Raw genomic sequence first — 17,794 nt, forward strand, 5'->3', positions numbered from 1 at the left:
GGCCAGACAGACTTGAGAACTGGCTACATGAGACGGAACTTGCCCTCGGAGTTCTCGCGGATCAGATCCAGGGTGTCGCGGCCCTGGATCTTTGCCGTAGATTCGGCGACCGCCCAGGCGTAAACGCCCTTCGACATCGTCGAGGTGGCGCGCTTTCGGAGTTCGCCGAAGATCTCTGCGCGGATTGCGTGCACGTCGAGATTGTCCGGTTCGGCATCGGTAGCGAGCTGGATGAGCTTCGCCGCCACACGTTCGTCGCCGTCGTTGAGCTCGCGTCGCGCCGTCGCGGCAAGTGCGTCGGCGCCGCCAGCTAGCGTGGCTATCGATTCACCCAAAACCGACCGCCGAGCGGGCTTGAGATTAGATGGATCGCCGTCGTACCAGCCGCCGTAGAGCCGCCACGCGTTGCGTACAACGAATTCGGGTTCGTCATACGACGGCCGCAGGTATGGCTTGTCCAGGAACTTCTCCGGTACGTCGACCGAATGCAACGCCGTATCGAGGGTCGCGCCGCTGTTGAGAAGTTCCATCGTGCTGGCGTGCAGATGCTCGAGGTACTCCGCGGAAGTCGTCATCGCCTCGACGATCCGGTCCTTGCCGACTATGGGAAGTCCGTGTCCGGGCAGCAGGAACCCTGCACCGAGGCCGGCGATCTCGCGCAGCTTTTCAGCCCACTTCAAGGCATAGCGCTGCACCTTCTGTGGATTACCGGCGTTGGGGCTGGACCAGATGAAGAAATCACCTACGCAGACGACCTTCTTCTGCGGGAACCACGCAACCGTCGCGTCGTCAGTCTCGCCGTACCCGTGCGACAGCTCAGCTACCAGTCCACCTTGAGACAGCGTCATTCGCGTGTCGTAGGTGGTGTCTGGGTAGCGGTAAGTCTTCGGCCAGCGAAGGTCGGGGGCCTGGAACTGGCGCTGGTTGATGACCGTGTTGTAGCCGTTTGTCGATATATAGCGATCAAATCGGTCTTTGACCGCGGAGTGTGCCACTACTGTGGGTCGGTTCCAGCCGTTGGCGTCGGCCTCCTGGTCGAAGCCTTTCGTGCCCCAGATGTGATCGACGTGCCCGTGCGAATAGACCGCGTGCCGCAGCGGTTCGGCCGATAGTTTGCGTGTGGCGTCGAACAGAGCCCGGGCGGTGTCGGCCGAACCGGCGTCGAACATCAGCAGCCCGTCGTCGGTCTCGAAGACATACACGTTGCCGAACGCTGGCCACATGTGCACGCCGTCGGTGATCGCGTGTAGGCCATGCTCTCGTAGATCGCCATTGTGATAGGCCATCGCGTCGGACTCTTGGCGCCAGACTTTGTCGGCGTACTCAAGGATATCCATCGTCCTACTCCCTAATTGTCGTACGTCGGGTCAGTCGTTGATGATGATCAGCGCATCGACCGCCACGAGATGGCCCTCGTGCACGATGATCGGGTTGATGTCGATCTCGGCGTACTCCGGATGCGATTCGATGAGGTCACCGAGCCCTACGATCGCCGACTCTATCTCGTCACGGGGTACGTCGAGGGCGACTGAAGCCCAGGACGCGAGACTCCTCGCCTCGTCGCGGCTGGTCGGCAGGAGCAGGGCGCGGCGTGCAGCATGCGGGTTCTCCGCGTCGGCACCGCCCATTCCTACGATGAGCGATGCCCCGAAGATTTCGTCTCGGACGAAGCCGAGCGCGATCTCATGCGAATGGGCGAGCATGGGTTGTGCAACAAGCACGCAGTCTGGGTCGGTCGAGAGAGTGCCGGCGACTTCGCTAAGTGATTCCAGCCCCTCCTGGAGGATTTCGCGGGTGACGCCCAGGCGCAATGCGCCGGCTTTGGCGCGGTGTGGAATGTCCGAGGCATCGATCTTCAGGACGAACGGTCCTTCCCATCCTCGCTTCTCGACCTGCCGCACGACGTCAAGAGGATCGGCGGAACTTGCGGTGTCCACATGCCGGATTCCCGCTGCGGTCGTCAGCGCGGACGCCTTGACTTCGGTGAGCACGCTGGTGCCTTCACGTAGTCCGACCTTGCGAGACGCTGGTGCCTCGATGACGGCGGAGGGTGGGTGCGCGGCTGTCGCGACCTCGATGTGCCGAAGGAACCCAGCTGTGGTGGTGAAGACGACGCCCGGCATCCCAAGTTCCTCGACGGCGCCTTGCGGTGGGCAGGCCCAGATGAACCAGGACGGTTTGGTGGCGCCGCCAATTATCGTGGCGAGCTTCTGGTAGTGCTCCATCGCGCGGTCGCCGAAAGTGAGGTATAGAACGAGACCGTCGATGTCTTGCTGGGCGCAGATGAGCGCGATGAGGTCTGGCAGTTTGTCGATCAGGGTGATGAAGTTGCCGCCGAGATCAACCGGGTTGGAGACGCCGGCGTCTCGAATGCCCATGTCCCGAATTGCCTGGATCAGTTCGGGCCTGAGGGGGTCGACCCGGACGTTGAGGTTGGCGAAGCCATCTGCGAGTAAACCACCGGCGCCGCCGGACATGGTAAGGATGCAGATGTTCGGGTTGGGCGGAAGTGGCCGGTTGCGCAGCGCATCGAGGACACCGGTGACAACGTCTTCATCGCTGCCGACCAACGTGATGCCGTGCTGGCGGCACAGCGCCTCCAGAAGCAGGTGATCGCCGGCCGCGGCTGAGGTGTGCGATAAGGCAGCCCGCTGGCCCGCGGCCGAGCGGCCTACGCTGAGCGCCACTACGAATTTGCCCATTTCCCGTGCGCGATCCCCGAGCTCGGCGAGGCCGACCGCGTTGATACTGCCTTCGAGATAGACGACGACGACGCGGGTGCTCTCGTGAGTGAGTATTTCCGCGGCCGCCGCCGTAGCGTCGACCATGCTGCTGTTGCCCACGCTGGCGTAGCTGGAGTACCCGATGCCCGCGCCATCAAGAAGGTCGGCGAGAACGAATCCGAGCGCCCCACTCTGCGTCGCGATTGCGACCGGACCGGCAGGTTGGGCCGGCCGCACGACGTACACCGTCGTGGTGATGGAAAGGTCGATCTGTTTGTTGACGATCCCCAGACAGTTGGGGCCAAGGAACGGCATGTCGCCGGCGGCCTCGATCAGCGCCCGTTCGAGTGCGGCGCCTTCCTCCGTCCCCATTTCGGAGAAGCCCGAGCTGTAGACGATCGCGCCTCCCACCCCAAGGTCATGCGCTTCTTTGACGACGCCAACGGCTGCGCTCGCCGGGACCGCGACCACGATCAGATCAGGCACCTCCGGCATGTCGCTCAGGGAGAGAGCCCATTTTGCGCGGCTGTCCGGGGCGGCGCGCTTGCCGATGGCGGTGAGTTCGCCGGTGTACCGAGAGTTCAGGATCTGGTCGACGGTCCTACGACCCCAGCTAAGTTCGCGGTCGGGCGACACTCCGACGACCGCGATCGACCGCGGGTTGAAGATCTTGCTGAGTGCGCCGGAGCGCTGAGCTGTATCCAATGGACCATCGATTCGTGAGACGTAAACTGCGGGCAACGTCATATATATCTGGCACAGATAGAACGACCTGTGTCATGCTAGCGGTATCCGAACGCCTTGGCTATACCTAGTTTGCATGATTTGACGGTTCGCTAATAGCCGTCTACCAGTAGACAATTCGTTCCGTTCATCAAAGGAAGTGCATCCGTGGACAAATTCGAGTCGAACCCGCTGTGCCAGGAGCTCGGGTGCGAATACCCGATATTCGGTTTCAGTCACTCCGAGGCAGTGGTGGCCGCAGTCTCCAACGCGGGTGGCGTGGGTATTTGGGGCGCGACCCGTAGTACGCCGGAGGAAATCCGGGATGGACTCAGGCGGATCCGAAAGCAGGTAGGTGAGCGTCCCTTCGGTGTGGATCTGGTGCTGCCCAAGGGGATGCCGGCCACTGACGACCGCGCCGCGATGGAAGCGCAGATACCCGATGAGCATCGCGCCTTCATCAACGGTCTGCGGGAGAAGTACGACGTGCCCGATGACGGTCAGACCGGCATGCGTAGCCGGTTCGTGCGCTCCGAGGACATGGCCGAGCTTCAGCTGCGCGAGATCCTCAACTCGGACGTCGATGTGTTCGCGATGGGCGTCGGGAGCCCGGAAGCGGCGATCACCAGGGCAAAACAGCGGGGCAAGCGTGTCGTTGCGCTCGTCGGCACACCCGTGCACGCCCAGCGCGCGATCGATGCGGGAGCTGAACTCATCGTCGCCCAGGGGTACGACGCCGGCGCGCATACCGGCGATATCGGCACGTTCTCTCTTGTCCCGCAGGTCGTCGACGCGGCCGGGACGGTGCCGGTGATTGCCGCTGGCGGGGTAGCGACCGGGAGGCACATTGCCGCGTCCCTCGCTCTCGGCGCGGTGGGCGTCTGGATGGGTACGGCATGGCTGTTCTCCGAGGAGGAGGCCGTGCACCCTGTTATCTTCGAGAAACTGCAGGCCGCCGGTTCAGGGGACACCATGCGTTCGCGGGCGGACAGCGGTAAGACGTTACGTCAGATCCGTACCTCGTGGACCGCCGAGTGGGAGGCGGATGGCGCGCCAACGCCGCTGCGGATGCCGCTGCAGGACATCGTCGTCGGCGACTTCCTCGGTGCCGTTGACCGGGCCGAGGTCCAAGAGCTCATGCACACGCCGGCCGGCCAAAGTGTTGCCTACTTCAACGAGCGCACCACGGTCGCGGACATCATGCGCGACCTAGTGGCCCAGACCCGCGAGGCTCTGGGCTGATCCAAACCATTCGACGCCCTCTCTGACATTGCCGGCGCACGCTGTCAAATTCCTCGAGCCGACATAGCCAGTTCGCCTTGCCACAGTCGTTTCTTGCTAGTACTGCATGTTGCTCACTCAACCAACATCTCAAAATGGTTACAAGATCAATAGATCTGTATACGACAGATCAATATTAGCGTTTCATCAATGCGCAACCGGCGGGCGCTCGAGTATCGATGGGTAGCACGCCTGCGAAATGGAATGATCTGCCTAGCAGAAGGAGTCCAATGTTCACGCGCACAGGAGAACAACGTCATTCGTACAGGGCGACCATCGCCCTCGCGATTATGTCCGTGAGCGTCGCGGGGCTTGCCGCGTGCAGCTCGGACGACTCATCGGGCGGCGACAATCATGTTGTACTTCAGGAGTACACCGGCGGTTCCGAGTACCTCAACTACTTGACGAAGGAACTGGGGAATTTCAAGAAAGCCGGCATCGATGCGGAAATCAAAGACGTCTCGAATGGTCCGCAGGCTGTAAACGCCATACTCGCCGGCTCGGTCGATGTTGCGGCCCTGAATCCCACGCTGACCGGACCGGTGCTCGTCAAGGGCAAGAAGCTTGAGGTGATCAGCGGATACAAGGCCGCCTACCCCGCGCTGACGGGAACCGCCGACATGGCCGGCAAAGAATGGCCGGACTCGCTGCTTCAACTCAAAGGCAAGACCGTCGGGGTCATCGCGTTGGGTGGCGCCGATCAGGCGATGTGCCAGATTGCGCTTCGGGCCGCCGGGGTGAAGGACAAGGACATCAACTGGGTCGCCACCGGATCCGGGCAAGGAACCGCAGCGGCCATGTCGAGCGGCAAGGTCGCTGGTAGCTGTGCAAGTGATTCACCCACCGCGTCACTCGTGGCGAGTGGTCTGCCCGAGCTGTTCAGCTTCGTCAACCCCGTACAACCCCAGGACATTTACCCATCCGAACTACAGGACTACATGGGGACCTTCTCGTATTTGCAAGCGTGGGTCGACAGCAGCTGGGCCGAGAAGAATCCCAAGGCCGTCACCGGAGTCCAGAAGGCCTTCGCGCTGACGATCGACTGGATGAATGAGCCGGGGAATTTCGACAAGCTCGTCAGTATCCTCAAGAAATCCCCGTACTACATCAAAACGCTTTCTGACGAACAGTTCACTGGCTATGTCAAGCGATCCATACCGATGTACAACATCCAGTTCACGGACAAGGACGCCAAAACTTGGACGGCAATGGAAAAGGAGTTCCGTGATACGACGATGCCGAAGTCATCTGCATGGGTGAGCTCCGCGGTCGTGAAATCGACGGACGATGTCCAGAAGCTACTGAAGTAGGAGATCCCGTGCCAGCAATCAAAGTCACTAAAGCATCACATTGGTTCCCCACTCCCAAATCCGGTGTCGTGCACGCACTTCAGGACATCGATCTGACGGTCGAAAAGGGCGAGTTTCTCGCGATCGTAGGGCCGTCCGGCTGTGGGAAGACGACGCTGCTCAACGCCATGGCGGGCCTGGACAAGCCGCTCGAGGGCGACGTAAGCGTGCTTGGTCATCAGCCGCGGGCCGGCGACCCTGAAGTCGGCTACGTTCTGGCCAAAGACTCGCTACTACCGTGGCGCACTGCGCTAGGAAACGCAGCGCTCGGACTGGAGATCCAAGGCGTCTCGGTGCATGAACGCGAAACGCGCGCTACTGAGGCCCTCGGCGTTATGGGACTCGGCGATTTCACTGGTGCGTACGGCGCGCAACTCTCGCACGGCATGCGTCAGCGGGTGGCGCTGGCCCGCTCGTTCGCGACGAAGCCCGAGATTCTGCTCATGGACGAGCCGTTCTCGGCGCTCGACGCGCAAACACGGATTCAGGTGCACGACGCGTTTCTCGAGGCTTGGGAACGACGGCGGATGACCGTCGTACTGATCACCCACGATCTGACTGAAGCTGTAGGTCTGGCCGATCGGGTGGTGATCATGACGCGCCGACCGGGGCGGATCAAGTCGATTCACGAGATCGACCTCCCACGGCCGCGCTCCATGCTCGATCTGCAGGGTAACGACCGGTTCCATCAGATCTTCGAGACGATCTGGAGCGACCTTCGTGAAGAGGTTATTGAGGACAGCGCATTCGTGAAGGTGGCGGCATCATGATGATGCAAACAGAGGCGAAACCTACCTCGAGCGCCGCCACTCCCGATGACCGTCCGACACCCACGCGCTCGTTCACCAAGCCAAGGCGCCGACTTCACGAACAGCGACGGATCGTATTTCCGTTGCAGATAGCGGTGTTTGTGCTGATCGTGGCGGTCTGGGAGATCGCCGCGCGCACCGGAATCGTCGAGGAGCTCTACGTCTCCAAACCGTCGTCGATCGCAGCGGCCTTCTGGCACTCGATGATTTCCGGAGAACTCGTTGGCGAGCTGGGAACCACTCTGTACGAAACGCTTGTCGGGTTTGCGATCGCCGCCATTCTCGGGATCGGTGCTGGGCTCCTGATGTATCAGATCCCGTTGTTGAACGCCGTAGTCCAGCCGTATCTCACGGCGTTCAACAACCTTCCCAGGCTGGCGCTTGCACCATTGTTTGTTTTGTGGTTCGGTCTGGCATCGATGTCCAAGATCGTGCTCGTCGTGTCACTATGCTTCTTCATCGTCACCTTCAACACTTACGCCGGTCTCCAAAACGCCAACCGCGATCACTTGCTGCTGGCGAAGACTCTCGGGGCAAAGCGCTTCACGCTGTTCCGCAAGTTCGTCCTTCCGTCCGCCGTACCGACTACCTTCGCCGGTCTCCAGCTCGCGCTGACTTATGCGTTTCTTTCGGCCGTCGTGGGCGAGATGCTGTCCGGTTCGTCCGGGCTTGGTGCGGTGCTCCAGCTGGCACTCACGTCGTACCGGACCGAGGACTTCTTCGCGACTCTGCTGCTCCTGGTGGTCGTGGCAACGATCTTCTCGGGTGTGATGCGGTTGGTTGAACGCCGGATCCTACGGTGGAAGCAATACGAACTGCAGGGTGTCGAGAACTAACGCAATCAGAGTCTCTGCTTCTGGTCGAACTTTAAGGAGTCACATGAAGGCATGGCAGGTATCAGGACTTGGCGTCCCGTCGGAAGTTCTCACGCTGGCGGAGGTCGAGCAACCCACGATCTTGGACTCGCAGACTTTGGTGCGCATGGAGGCGGCGTGCGTCGGGTTTCCGGATTACCTGATGGCGCAGGGCCTCTACCACGAGAAGCCGCCGCTTCCGTTTGTGATCGGCGGCGAAGGAGCCGGCCGGGTCGAGGCCGTCGGCCAAGATGCAGGTCCATGGAAGGTGGGCGATCGGGTCATCGTCGTGTCCGGGCACGCGCACAAGGGGCATCTCGCGGAGTATGTAGCGGCCGACTCCGATCAGATACTTCCGGTTCCGCCAGATATGGACGCCAACCACGCAGCCGCGCTCTTTGTTGCCTACCAGACGTCGTACGTCGGCATGTTCCGCCGCGCGGGGCTCGAGGCAGGCGAGACACTCCTCGTGCACGGCGCGAGTGGTGGCATCGGTTCCGCCGCGGTACAACTGGGCAAATCCGCTGGCGCGACGGTCATCGCGGTGGCGGGCGGTGCGCGCAAGGTCGCGATCTGTGCAGAACTCGGCGCGGACCACGTTATCGACCACACCGCGGAAGACTTCGTGGCGCGGGTCAAAGAACTCACCGGCGGCCGCGGTGCGGACGTTATTTACGACTCGATCGGCGGCGACGTCTTCGACCGGTCCCGCCGCTGCATCGCGGTGGAAGGCCGCTTGCTCGTCGTCGGATTCGCAAGTGGTGACATCCCGCAGGCGCCGGTGAACCACGCGCTGCTCAAGAACTATTCGATCATCGGATTCCGGATGCGGCCGTTTCGCGACGACCTCGACTACCGCCTCAAAGTGCACAACACCCTGCTTGACCTGTATGCGAAGGGCGAGATCAAACCGTTGACGACGAGATACGACTTCGCCGATGCGCCGAAAGCTCTCGCGTCGATCGGGGACCGCACGGTGATCGGCCGACCCGTCATCAGAATCGGTTAATCCCCGTCGAATTGTCGGGACTCTCGGCTTGCGTGGAAGAAATCGGTACGCCAGCGTACATTTTCACTCCACACAGTCGATTTTAAGCACGGTTCATCGTTCGATCGTGGGCGTAGCATCCGAAATATGACCCTGTCTAACTCGCCGAACCCGTGGCCGCTCGCCTCCGCGTTACCGATTATCCAAGCGCCGATGGGCCCGGTCAGTCAGCCCAGCCTCATTGCCGCCGTGATCGGCGCCGGAGGTCTCGGCATGCTGGCCGCCTCCGAACTCAATCCCGATCGGCTGCCGCGCACGATCGAGCAGGTCCGCAGACTCTCGTCGGGGCCGGCCGAAGCGCTGGGCTGCAACTTCATCCTCGACTTCGACGTCGCCGCCGGGGTTGAGGTCGCTCAGGACCAGGGTGTTCGCATCATCTCGACGTTCTACGGCGATCCGGCACGGATCCGGCCGCACATCCGTCACGACGTGATCCACCTGCACACAGTCGGTGATGTTGCCGACGCGCTCGCCGCGCGGGACGCGGGCGTCGACGTACTCGTCGCGCAAGGCATCGAGGCCGGCGGCCACATTCGCGGCACCACCCCATTAAACGAGTTGGTGCCTGCGGTCCGCGAAGCGACTGGTCTGCCGGTCGTCGCTGCCGGCGGGATCGCCACCGCCGACGACGTACGTCACGCGTTCGAGCTCGGCGCCTGTGGCGTGTGGGTCGGCACGCGGTTCGCGGCATCGGAGGAGTCCCGCGCGCATCAGGACTACAAGGACGCGATCGTCGCCGCGAAGGTCGGCGACACGGTCTACACGACGGACTGTTTCGATGCCGGCTGGGTCGGGGCGCCGCACCGGACATTGAGCAACAGCACGACCGCGATGTATGAGTCGCTCGGCGCGACGTCCGAACGCAATCGAGACATCATCGCGCACACGGCGTCGGGCGTGCCGATTCGCCGTTTCGACTACACGCCGCCGTTGATCGGCATGACCGGGGATCTGCTGGCGCTGGCGACGTACGCCGGAGTGAGCGCGGAGCGGGTGCGTCAGGTCGAACCGGCGGCGGCCATCGTGGCCGACCTCGCCACCGGCGTACCGACAGCCTGAGCCACCGCAGCCCGGGCGATTGGACGACACGTCGTCGAGCGTCTTGGCATGCGACCCTTCAACGGCGACTAATCTGGTGTGATGAGCAACGGCGACCCGACGTACGACGAGTCCCGGATCGCTGACCGTCTCGATGAGCAGCGGGCCGCCACCGAGCAACGGATCGCGGAGATGCGCGCGGGATTTGACGGGATGGTCGCGGCGTCCGAAGGATCGAATGCCGATGACGAACACGATCCCGAGGGCGCGACGATCGCGTTCGAACGTTCGCAACTGGGTGCCTTAATCGACCAGGCCGAGCTTCAGCTGAGGGAGATCGCGCACGCCGCACAGAAGATCAGTGACGGCAAGTACGGCGTGTGCGAATCCTGCGGCGCGCAGATCGCGCCGGCGCGACTCGACGCGCGCCCGATTGCCCGCACGTGTATCAACTGCGCGACTAAACGGTGACCGCAAGCGCAGTCACCCGCCGTATTCGATGAGCCCGTCAGAGATAGCCCGGTCGCCTGCGGTGTTGAGAACCTCAAACGTGACCGTGTCGGCACCGTCGGCTCCGACAAAACGCGAGTAGGTCAGCGTCAGTGAGGTGGGCACGACGACCATGCCCTTGAAGTCGCCCGCGATCCGGGTGATCGTCGACGGATCGCCGCCGTAAAGTACGCCGGTAATCGCGGCCACGGAGCGCGCGAGGGTGGCGGTGCCGTGCAGGATCAGCCCATCGAGACCGACCTCATGAGCGACCCGCAGGTCGGTGTGAAACGGGTTGTAGATCCGGGCGCACTCGCTGTAGACGTGGCAGGCGTTCGCCGGAATGGACAGTTCGAGAGCGGGTCCAGTCGCAGCGTCCGGCGGCGTCGATGGGCGTTCCTCGAGCGCGGGAATCACGTCGTCGCCGACGGTATCGGTGCCGCGGTGAATGCTGCCATAAAACGTCGTCGCCACTGGTTCGCCTGCGAGAGTGTGAGTCTGGTGTTGCAGCGCGAGGTAGGCCCCGGCCCGGTGCCGGTACGCGCCGACGATCTCGGGGGTCGTCGTCAGTTCCAGTCCCGCCCGCAGCGGTTGATGGAGCCGGATGTCGTGCCGGACGTGTACGCCGCGGCGGTGTTCTTCGGGCGTCAGCGAGGCGAGCTCGCGTCCGCGCTTTGTCGCCTCCCACTCCGGGTAGCCCAGCACCATCGGGTGGATCGGCAGCGCGTCGGAGGTCGTGTCGTAGAGGATCGGCGTGACGTCATCGATGCCGGCGGCGAAGTTCATCGCCCATCGCGCGTCGATGGTGCTGGAGAACGGGGCGCCGGTAGTGCCGACGAGATCTGAGGAGAGCGGCATACGTTCATCCTTACACCCGGCCTGGGCGCTCCGCGGGCGCGCCCAGGCCGCATCGCAAGGGTTTAGGTAAGGGCCGGCACAAATGAAGAACAAGTACGCCGGAGCCGCTAACGCGAGTTGTACTGCATGAATAGGTAGTCGTCCTCTTCGAGCACATGCGCAAGATGCAGGGTCGCGGGCACCTGAAGCGCAGGTCCGGCGGTGACGCGTAAACGTTGTTCGCCAGCGGCAAGCGGGGCGATGGCGAGGCAGAGTTCGTCGAGCAGCCCCGCCGCAAGCAACTGCGCGAGCAGGTGCGGGCCACCTTCGGACAGCACCCGCGTCAGGCCGCGGTCCTTCAGGGCATCGATCGCTGCCATCAGGTCAACCGTCTCTTCGCCGGCGATGACGACGTCCGCGACCTCGGCCGCAGCGTCACGTTGTTCCTGCGGAGCGCTCTTGGCGGTCAGGATGATGGGGCGAGTCGTGGCCTCGGTGAACAGCGGCGCAGCGAGATCAAGTCTCAGGGTGCCTGTGACGATTGCTAGTGGCGGGCAGGCGGCCTGTCCGGCGGCGATACGGGCCTGCTGCGTTTCCTCCGACAGCTCGATCGGGCCGTATCCCTCGGCGCGTACCGTGCCGGCGCCGACGAGTACGACGTCGGCGATCTCGCGAAGCCGGTGCAGCAGTGCCTGATCCGCGGCACTGGTGAGTGCGCCGACCCGGCCATCGACGGTGGCTGCACCGTCGACACTGGAGACCATGTTGACGCGCACATAGCGACCCTCGCTGGAGGGAACCGGGTAAATGTCCGCCAGATCGATCTCGTCGGCGGGGGCGGGGTAAAGACGACGCATTGGCGCTCCTCATTGCTCGGGTGCCACGCTATCGAAGCGTGAAAGTGCGTAGCGACGCGGACGCGGCCGTTGCTACCCGGAGCGCGATGCACTGCGGCGCTTCCAAGCTCCGCTGAGGTCTGCGTGACAGACTGTCCGGACGGTCGTCATGTCACTACTGCACGAACTAGCGTGGCGGGTGCCGATCGGCGAGCGGGGCGTGGTGCGCGATCAACTTCAGCGGCTGCGCTCCACGGTGCGCGCGCAAGACTTCGATTCCACCGAACCAGCCCAACTGCAGCAGGCTGCGCGGCGGGTGGAGCACGCGTTGGCTCGCGGCTAGTTATTGGTACCGATCGCCGTCGGTACGCCGATCCCTTGCGAGACAGCGCATTCGCGACCGCTCTGGATCTTCTGGCTGCCGAGAGTGATCGTGACCGCCGAGACGTTTTGGCTGGTGGCATTCGCGGTCGGTTCCGCGGTGTCGCTTCCAGATCGATTGATCTGAAAGCGGACGAGCTTGGTGAATTGACAGTTCACCGCGACGGACTCGATGCTGAACTCGACCGGCGGGGGCGCGGTGCCGGTATTGATCGCGTCGAGACCGCCGGCGCCGGTCGATCCTTCGACCAGCGTGATCGGGTGGCCCTTTTGCTGGACCTCGCTGTCCTTGTTTTGCGCGTGAAGATGCCCGGCGTTCGTCTGCCGGATCTGACCGGGTAGGTCCGCGTCCAGCTGGGCGGCGGCGACCGGCTCGTGGGTCGCGAAGATGTCGAAGACGGACGAGTGCGCGACGTCTTTGACGGCGCCGTTGACGGCGTGCTGCTCGAGCGGCGTCACCACGCTCGGTTTGTCCGACCCGTATGCGCCCGATCCGCCGTAGACCCGCGGATCCGGAAGCGCAGCGATAGTGAGGCCGAATGCGTTGAGTTTCTGCGCGCCTACCCCAAACCCGCTGCCGTCTGCGCTCTTCGTCCCCACCACGGTTACGCCGGGAATCGAGCGCATTATCTGGACGGTGGCCGGTGAGTCGTGGTTGCCGGCGAGCCAGATCATCGGGACCTTGGCGGTGAGGGTTTTGAGCTGATCGAGGTACGTCGGCGTCATCTCGGCAGCCGTGCCGAACTCGGATTCGTCCCCGGTATTGATGATGAGTTTGACCGCGAAGTTGGCGGCGTACTGCTGCACGAGTGGGTACGTCGCGGCGAGGTGCATGTCCGAGATGAACATGATGTTGTACGACGTCTCGGCGCTCGCGGCCGCGTCGATATTCTGCTGCAGGCTTTGCTCGATGCCGGCGATGGCGTGGACGACGTCGGTGGCCTTGCTCTGCTGGTTGTAGTAGTCCTGCAGCTTTCCGGGAAACAGTTGGAGAGCGGCGAGTGTCCCGGTGACCTGCGAGGTGTCGAGCCAGCGGCGGTTGTAGGTGATCGCGCCGTATCCGGCGACGAGCGCGATCACCAGCGTGGCGACCGCGAACTGCAAGGAGCGGATCCGTAGTTCGTTGGTGCGGTGTGCCTGCCGGCGTAGATAACGCACGGACAAGCTCACCGACACGGCCACAGCTAGTCCGACAAGGACGCCGATCAGCATTTCTCCTAACAGCCACACCGCGATTGTCGGAATCTGCCGCTGAATGTCCGCCTGCAAACCTTGGACGTACGACGGTCCGTTCCGCGTGGCGGCCCCGGCGAGGCGTACGACGTCGACCGCTTCGGGACTGATGTGCACGCCGATGGGCAGCCCGTCGACGTGCGGGAATGACCAGTTGCCGATTGTGGTGTCGGCGCTGAGCCCGGGCCGGGTGAGCAGCGTTCCTTGGACGCTGAAGTGCACGCCGCCGGCGACCGCGCGATACGGGAAGAGGTGCAGCATCGCGGCGGCGCCGGCGAGGGGCAGTGCGAGGCGCAGGGCCCACCGCATCACGAAACCGACGACTACTTCGAGCACGTGCCATGGTCGGTGTCGCACGCTCGTGAGTACGCCGGTCAGCCGCCTCCGCACGCTCGCCCGGATCTGGGTGCTGAGCGATGACGGCGGGGTGCTCGCCTCTGTCCTGTGGACATTGGACGAGTCCTCGCCGGAACTGGGTTCTTGCGCGTCGTTTTCGATACTTCGAGTATGCGACCCGTGGGTAGTCTGCTGATCCGGGCGCTCAGCAAAACAAAACACCGAATATATACATGCGATACAGGCGTTACGGTTGACGATGAGCGTCGACCCACGCGAGGGCACGGCGAGTGGCTTCCTGAGAGTTGGTTCAGTTTCGGACCTCACTGTGAGCCATCACCGCTGGTGGTAAGCGTTATCCCATGCGGTCCTCACATGGCGCGGCGTATTTTCGCTTAAGTGACACAGTCCCCGAAGCCGTTAGCTCTCGTTAAGCTCGTCGTTGCAATCGCCTGTGGCGGGGTCGTTGTTGCGTTAATGCTTTTTCCTGCGGTCGGTGGCGCCGGCCTCGCCACGAAGAGCGGCGCGACCGTGGTGGCCGATGTGTCCGCCAATTTCGACGCGCAGACGCCATCAACGGTGAGCACCGTGCTCGCCGCCGATGGCAGTGTGCTGACGAGCTACTACAACCAGTACCGCACGCCGATCCCGCTGGCCCAGATGGGCAAGTGGGTGCCCAAGGCCATCGTCGCGATCGAGGACCGACGGTTCTACCAGCACGGCGGTATCGACACCGCGGGAACACTCCGGGCGGGGCTCCAGGACATCATGACCGGGGGCGTGTCGCAGGGCGGCTCTACGATCACGCAGCAGTTGGTCAAAAACACACTTCTGTACCAGGCGAAGACGCCGGCCGAGCAGAAGGCAGCGACCGCGGACACCATCGCCCGGAAGCTCAAGGAGGCCAAGATCGCGATTGAGCTCGAGAAGAAGCTGTCGAAGGATCAGATCCTCGAGAAGTACCTCAACTTGATGAACATGGGCGCCGGTGCGTACGGCGTACGGGCGGCCGCGATCACCTACTTCGGCGTCGAGCCGGCGCAGTTGACCCTCGACCAGGCGGCGCTGCTGGCCGGGATCGTGCAGAACCCGACGAAATTCGATCCCTTCAACAATCCCAAGGCCGCGAAGGTACGCCGCGACACCGTCCTGGCCGCGATGGCGAAGAACGGCGATGTGAGCGAGCAAGACGCCGACGACGCGATGAAGAAGCCGATCGTCCTCAACCCCGGATCCAAGCCGGCGCGTTCGTGCTCCGAGGCGCCAAGCAATGGCGGGTTTTTCTGCGACTACCTGTGGACCTACTTGACCAAGACGCTCGGCATCCCCGATACCGTGCTCAAGGAACAAGGGCTGACGATCAAGACGTCGTTCCAGCCGTCGTTCCAGGAGTCCGCGACCAACGGCATCCTCGGCGCGAGTTCGGCGCTGGGCCGCAACTCCAGTATTTTCGGGCTCGACGATCAGCGGCTGGCGATGATGGACGTCCTGGACGCCACGAATGGCCAGGTCCTCGCGCTGGCGGTGAATCGGCGGTTCGGCAACAACGCCAACGATCCGAGCCAGACATCGGTTAACTATCCGACGGTGCCGGGCGAGGGCGCGGGTTCGACGTACAAGCTGTTCACCGCTGTCACCGGGCTCGAAGAGGGTGTTGGGACCAACTTCGTCACCGGGGCGAATGCGCCGTACACCTCGAAGAAGTTCAAGAACAACGGCAAACCGTACGTCGTCAATAACGCCGGCAAGTACGGCGACAACCTGCCGCTGTGGAAGGCGCTCTATCAGTCGGAGAACACCTACTTCGTCGGGCTCGAAGACCAGATCGGCAATATGGACCCGATCGTGAACACGGCGACCGCGATGGGCTTGTGGGCGCCCGGCGATACGACGATCGCCAATCAGGTGAAGTCGCAGCAGCAGGCGTCGTTCACTCTCGGCCCGGGCTCGGCCAACCCGCTGCGGCTCGCGGTCGCCTACGCGACCAGCGCCAACCGCGGCACCAGGTGTGAACCGGTGCCGGTCACCGACATCCTCGGCCCGGACGGTCAGCCGCTGGTCAACCCGAAGACTAAGAAGCCCTACTTCACGCCGGGTACCAACTGCACCGCCGACGTCATTCCCTCGGGCGTGGCGGACACGATCAACAACATCCTGCAAAAGGACGTCATGCCTGGCAACCCGGGGCAGACCGCGGCTCGGGCGTACACCGGTGACGGCCGGCAGATTGCCGGCAAATCCGGTACGGCGCAGGGCAATGCGTCGTATACGTTCGTCGGCTTCACCCCGCAGGTCGTCGCGTCGGTGATGGCGTACAACCCCGCCAACAACGATCCGCTGCCCTCGCCGGGCGCCGGCGAGGAAGGCTTCGGCGGCGGCTATCCCGCGGAGATGTGGCACCTGGCCATGCAAAACATCCTGAACAGCTATCCGAAGGTCGACTTCCCCCCGCCGGATCCGCAGGTGGAGGCCGGGACGAGTGCGACGAACTCGTCCGGTGGCAACAACAGCAACGGCAGCGGCAACAGCAGTGGCAGCAGCGCCAGCAGTGGCAACAACGGCAACTGACGCATCGCCGTTTTCCTACTGCCATTAGGAAAACAAGAGGATATTAGGACAAGCCTTTTCGGATACGTGCACCGCGCAGCACGAGCGCGGCACGCCCGAGCGCCAGTACGACGAACGCGACCTCCGACGCTGCGCTAGCGATCTTCTCGGTGAACCACACAGGTTCGTAGATACTGGGAAACGGGCCAATTGCCGGGAGCTTGGTCACGACGCTGAGCAGGACCGCGGCAGCACTAGCGACCATGACTACCGTGGCCACTGCCCACGCCGCGGTGCTATCTCGCAGGAGTAGCCACACGGCGACCAACGACGTGACAATCGCCTGAGCAATGAACAATTGCCCCAAAGTGATGGCCGGTCCGACGTCGTACTGCGAGGCCAGGTGCGCGTGGGTGTACGCCGACACCACCAGCAGCCCGGTCCCTATTCCGCGCGCCGCGAGACGTGCGATACGTCGTGGTCGGCGATGCGGCCGCCGGCCGGCCCGGTGAAGTTGGCTTGCGGTGTCGGCCATGAGCTCCGTCCCATTTTTCTTTTCTCTGGGTTTGCCCGTAACACGGTCTGGGGAGCGGAATCGTTCAGGAGCAGGTTTCTGCCGTCATGGGCCAGATTTGAACCGTGGCCCGTTGAGGCACGTATTACCCGTTGAGCACCGTACGTGGCGCTTGACAGGTCCGCACCGCGAACCGCCTCTCGGTAGGCAAATTCGCCAGGATGCGGGCATCACCGCTGAAAATCGGAGTAGAGATGCACACACAAACCAAGAGACTCGTCGTTGCCGTCCTCGGCGCCAGCTCATTCGCATTGGCCGCTTGCGGCGCGCCGTCCCAACCGGCGTCGAGATCGCAGACGGGGCAGCATGTTTCAGTAAGTGCGACCGCGGTGGTCTCGTCCAGATCAATACCCGGAGTCGGCTCCGTCCTGGTCGACGGCAAGGGCTTCACGATGTATACCTACGACCCGGATACGACAAGCACGATCGCGTGTACCGGGCAGTGCGCCGTGAACTGGCCACCGTTGATGGGCCAGCCAACCAGCACCGACGCGGCTATACCGTCGACGAAGCTGAGCACCGAGAAGCGGCCCGACGGTACGGCGCAGGCTACCTACGGCGGCCACGCGCTCTACCTGTTCAGTGGCGACAAGGCGCCCGGTCAGGACAATGGAGATGGCTTAATGGGGGTTTGGCACGTCGTAAAAGTGCCCGCGGGGTCGGCCGCGCCCTCCACAGCGCCATCGACCATGGCACCGTCAACCAACTCGGGCGGCGGCTACAACTACTGACAGGT

At 63.3% G+C, this 17,794-nt stretch carries 16 protein-coding genes; 10 read left to right on the plus strand and 6 right to left on the minus strand.

Annotation, left to right across the window (positions count from 1 at the left end):
- Positions 1 to 23: 23 nt before the first annotated feature.
- Entirely contained in the window at positions 24 to 1,337 is a 1,314-nt protein-coding gene (locus tag CLV47_RS00465; RefSeq protein WP_106347035.1) for an alkyl sulfatase dimerization domain-containing protein, read from the minus strand.
- Positions 1,338 to 1,367: 30 nt separating this feature from the next.
- Positions 1,368 to 3,428, minus strand: a complete 2,061-nt coding sequence (locus CLV47_RS00470; RefSeq protein ID WP_170110877.1) for an acetate--CoA ligase family protein — start codon at positions 3,426 to 3,428, stop codon at positions 1,368 to 1,370.
- Positions 3,429 to 3,614: 186 nt separating this feature from the next.
- Between CLV47_RS00470 and CLV47_RS00475 the strand changes: the two genes are divergently transcribed.
- The 7 genes from CLV47_RS00475 (at position 3,615) to CLV47_RS00505 (ending at position 10,296) form a co-directional block, all read left to right on the plus strand.
- On the plus strand, positions 3,615 to 4,688 hold the full coding sequence (locus CLV47_RS00475; RefSeq protein ID WP_170110878.1) for an NAD(P)H-dependent flavin oxidoreductase: 1,074 nt from the start codon (positions 3,615 to 3,617) through the stop codon (positions 4,686 to 4,688).
- Between the two features lie 269 nt (positions 4,689 to 4,957).
- Entirely contained in the window at positions 4,958 to 6,037 is a 1,080-nt protein-coding gene (locus tag CLV47_RS00480) for an ABC transporter substrate-binding protein (RefSeq protein WP_170110879.1), read from the plus strand.
- An 8-nt stretch (positions 6,038 to 6,045) separates the two neighbouring features.
- The gene (locus CLV47_RS00485; protein WP_170110880.1) at positions 6,046 to 6,846 is read left to right on the plus strand and encodes an ABC transporter ATP-binding protein; all 801 of its coding nucleotides are present in this window, start codon (positions 6,046 to 6,048) and stop codon (positions 6,844 to 6,846) included.
- The gene (locus CLV47_RS00490) at positions 6,843 to 7,721 is read left to right on the plus strand and encodes an ABC transporter permease (RefSeq protein ID WP_106347039.1); all 879 of its coding nucleotides are present in this window, start codon (positions 6,843 to 6,845) and stop codon (positions 7,719 to 7,721) included. Before CLV47_RS00485 ends, CLV47_RS00490 begins: the two co-directional genes overlap by 4 nt.
- Before the next feature lie 43 nt (positions 7,722 to 7,764).
- Positions 7,765 to 8,748, plus strand: coding sequence for an NADPH:quinone oxidoreductase family protein (locus CLV47_RS00495; RefSeq protein ID WP_106347040.1), 984 nt, complete (start codon positions 7,765 to 7,767; stop codon positions 8,746 to 8,748).
- 126 nt (positions 8,749 to 8,874) lie between these two features.
- On the plus strand, positions 8,875 to 9,846 hold the full coding sequence (locus CLV47_RS00500) for an NAD(P)H-dependent flavin oxidoreductase (RefSeq protein ID WP_106347041.1): 972 nt from the start codon (positions 8,875 to 8,877) through the stop codon (positions 9,844 to 9,846).
- Positions 9,847 to 9,927: 81 nt separating this feature from the next.
- Entirely contained in the window at positions 9,928 to 10,296 is a 369-nt protein-coding gene (locus CLV47_RS00505) for a TraR/DksA C4-type zinc finger protein (protein ID WP_106347042.1), read from the plus strand.
- Positions 10,297 to 10,308: 12 nt separating this feature from the next.
- Here CLV47_RS00505 and CLV47_RS00510 read toward each other — a convergent pair whose 3' ends face one another.
- Together CLV47_RS00510 and CLV47_RS00515 are read right to left on the minus strand one after the other, a co-directional pair.
- The gene (locus CLV47_RS00510) at positions 10,309 to 11,172 is read right to left on the minus strand and encodes a MaoC/PaaZ C-terminal domain-containing protein (protein ID WP_106347043.1); all 864 of its coding nucleotides are present in this window, start codon (positions 11,170 to 11,172) and stop codon (positions 10,309 to 10,311) included.
- 107 nt (positions 11,173 to 11,279) lie between these two features.
- Positions 11,280 to 12,008 carry a pyrimidine reductase family protein gene (locus tag CLV47_RS00515; RefSeq protein ID WP_106347044.1) on the minus strand — a complete coding sequence of 243 codons (729 nt, stop codon included), beginning with the start codon at positions 12,006 to 12,008 and terminating at the stop codon, positions 11,280 to 11,282.
- A 148-nt stretch (positions 12,009 to 12,156) separates the two neighbouring features.
- Here CLV47_RS00515 and CLV47_RS21925 point away from each other — a divergent pair, with 148 nt between their 5' ends.
- A complete protein-coding gene (locus CLV47_RS21925; protein WP_170110881.1) occupies positions 12,157 to 12,330 on the plus strand; it encodes a hypothetical protein in 174 nt (57 codons plus the stop codon).
- Here the strand turns inward: CLV47_RS21925 and CLV47_RS00520 are convergent.
- Positions 12,327 to 13,937, minus strand: a complete 1,611-nt coding sequence (locus tag CLV47_RS00520; RefSeq protein ID WP_146135235.1) for a metallophosphoesterase family protein — start codon at positions 13,935 to 13,937, stop codon at positions 12,327 to 12,329. The two genes, CLV47_RS21925 and CLV47_RS00520, sit on opposite strands and share 4 nt — an antisense overlap.
- A gap of 399 nt (positions 13,938 to 14,336) precedes the next feature.
- Here CLV47_RS00520 and CLV47_RS00525 point away from each other — a divergent pair, with 399 nt between their 5' ends.
- Positions 14,337 to 16,505 (plus strand): transglycosylase domain-containing protein, encoded by a 2,169-nt coding sequence (locus CLV47_RS00525; protein WP_146135236.1) that lies wholly within the window; start codon positions 14,337 to 14,339, stop codon positions 16,503 to 16,505.
- A gap of 43 nt (positions 16,506 to 16,548) precedes the next feature.
- On the opposite strand, the gene CLV47_RS00530 is transcribed toward CLV47_RS00525, so the two are convergent.
- Positions 16,549 to 17,019: a hypothetical protein gene (locus CLV47_RS00530; RefSeq protein WP_106347047.1), complete on the minus strand. Its 471-nt coding sequence runs from the start codon at positions 17,017 to 17,019 to the stop codon at positions 16,549 to 16,551.
- 233 nt (positions 17,020 to 17,252) lie between these two features.
- On the opposite strand from CLV47_RS00530, the gene CLV47_RS00535 reads away from it, so the two are divergent.
- A complete protein-coding gene (locus CLV47_RS00535) occupies positions 17,253 to 17,789 on the plus strand; it encodes a COG4315 family predicted lipoprotein (RefSeq protein WP_170110882.1) in 537 nt (178 codons plus the stop codon).
- Positions 17,790 to 17,794: the final 5 nt, after the last annotated feature.

It is taken from the genome of Antricoccus suffuscus (assembly GCF_003003235.1).
In the GTDB taxonomy this organism is placed as follows: domain Bacteria; phylum Actinomycetota; class Actinomycetes; order Mycobacteriales; family Antricoccaceae; genus Antricoccus; species Antricoccus suffuscus.

Bases quoted from the DNA above. Each gene is read 5' to 3' on its own strand.
- CLV47_RS00535 (WP_170110882.1), top strand. From the start codon at position 17,253: ATGCACACACAAACCAAGAGACTCGTCGTTGCCGTCCTCGGCGCCAGC.
- CLV47_RS00465 (WP_106347035.1), bottom strand. From the start codon at position 1,337: ATGGATATCCTTGAGTACGCCGACAAAGTCTGGCGCCAAGAGTCCGAC.
- CLV47_RS00505 (WP_106347042.1), top strand. From the start codon at position 9,928: ATGAGCAACGGCGACCCGACGTACGACGAGTCCCGGATCGCTGACCGT.
- CLV47_RS00515 (WP_106347044.1), bottom strand. From the start codon at position 12,008: ATGCGTCGTCTTTACCCCGCCCCCGCCGACGAGATCGATCTGGCGGAC.
- CLV47_RS00510 (WP_106347043.1), bottom strand. From the start codon at position 11,172: ATGCCGCTCTCCTCAGATCTCGTCGGCACTACCGGCGCCCCGTTCTCC.
- CLV47_RS00480 (WP_170110879.1), top strand. From the start codon at position 4,958: ATGTTCACGCGCACAGGAGAACAACGTCATTCGTACAGGGCGACCATC.
- CLV47_RS00495 (WP_106347040.1), top strand. From the start codon at position 7,765: ATGAAGGCATGGCAGGTATCAGGACTTGGCGTCCCGTCGGAAGTTCTC.
- CLV47_RS21925 (WP_170110881.1), top strand. From the start codon at position 12,157: ATGTCACTACTGCACGAACTAGCGTGGCGGGTGCCGATCGGCGAGCGG.
- CLV47_RS00490 (WP_106347039.1), top strand. From the start codon at position 6,843: ATGATGATGCAAACAGAGGCGAAACCTACCTCGAGCGCCGCCACTCCC.
- CLV47_RS00530 (WP_106347047.1), bottom strand. From the start codon at position 17,019: ATGGCCGACACCGCAAGCCAACTTCACCGGGCCGGCCGGCGGCCGCAT.
- CLV47_RS00500 (WP_106347041.1), top strand. From the start codon at position 8,875: ATGACCCTGTCTAACTCGCCGAACCCGTGGCCGCTCGCCTCCGCGTTA.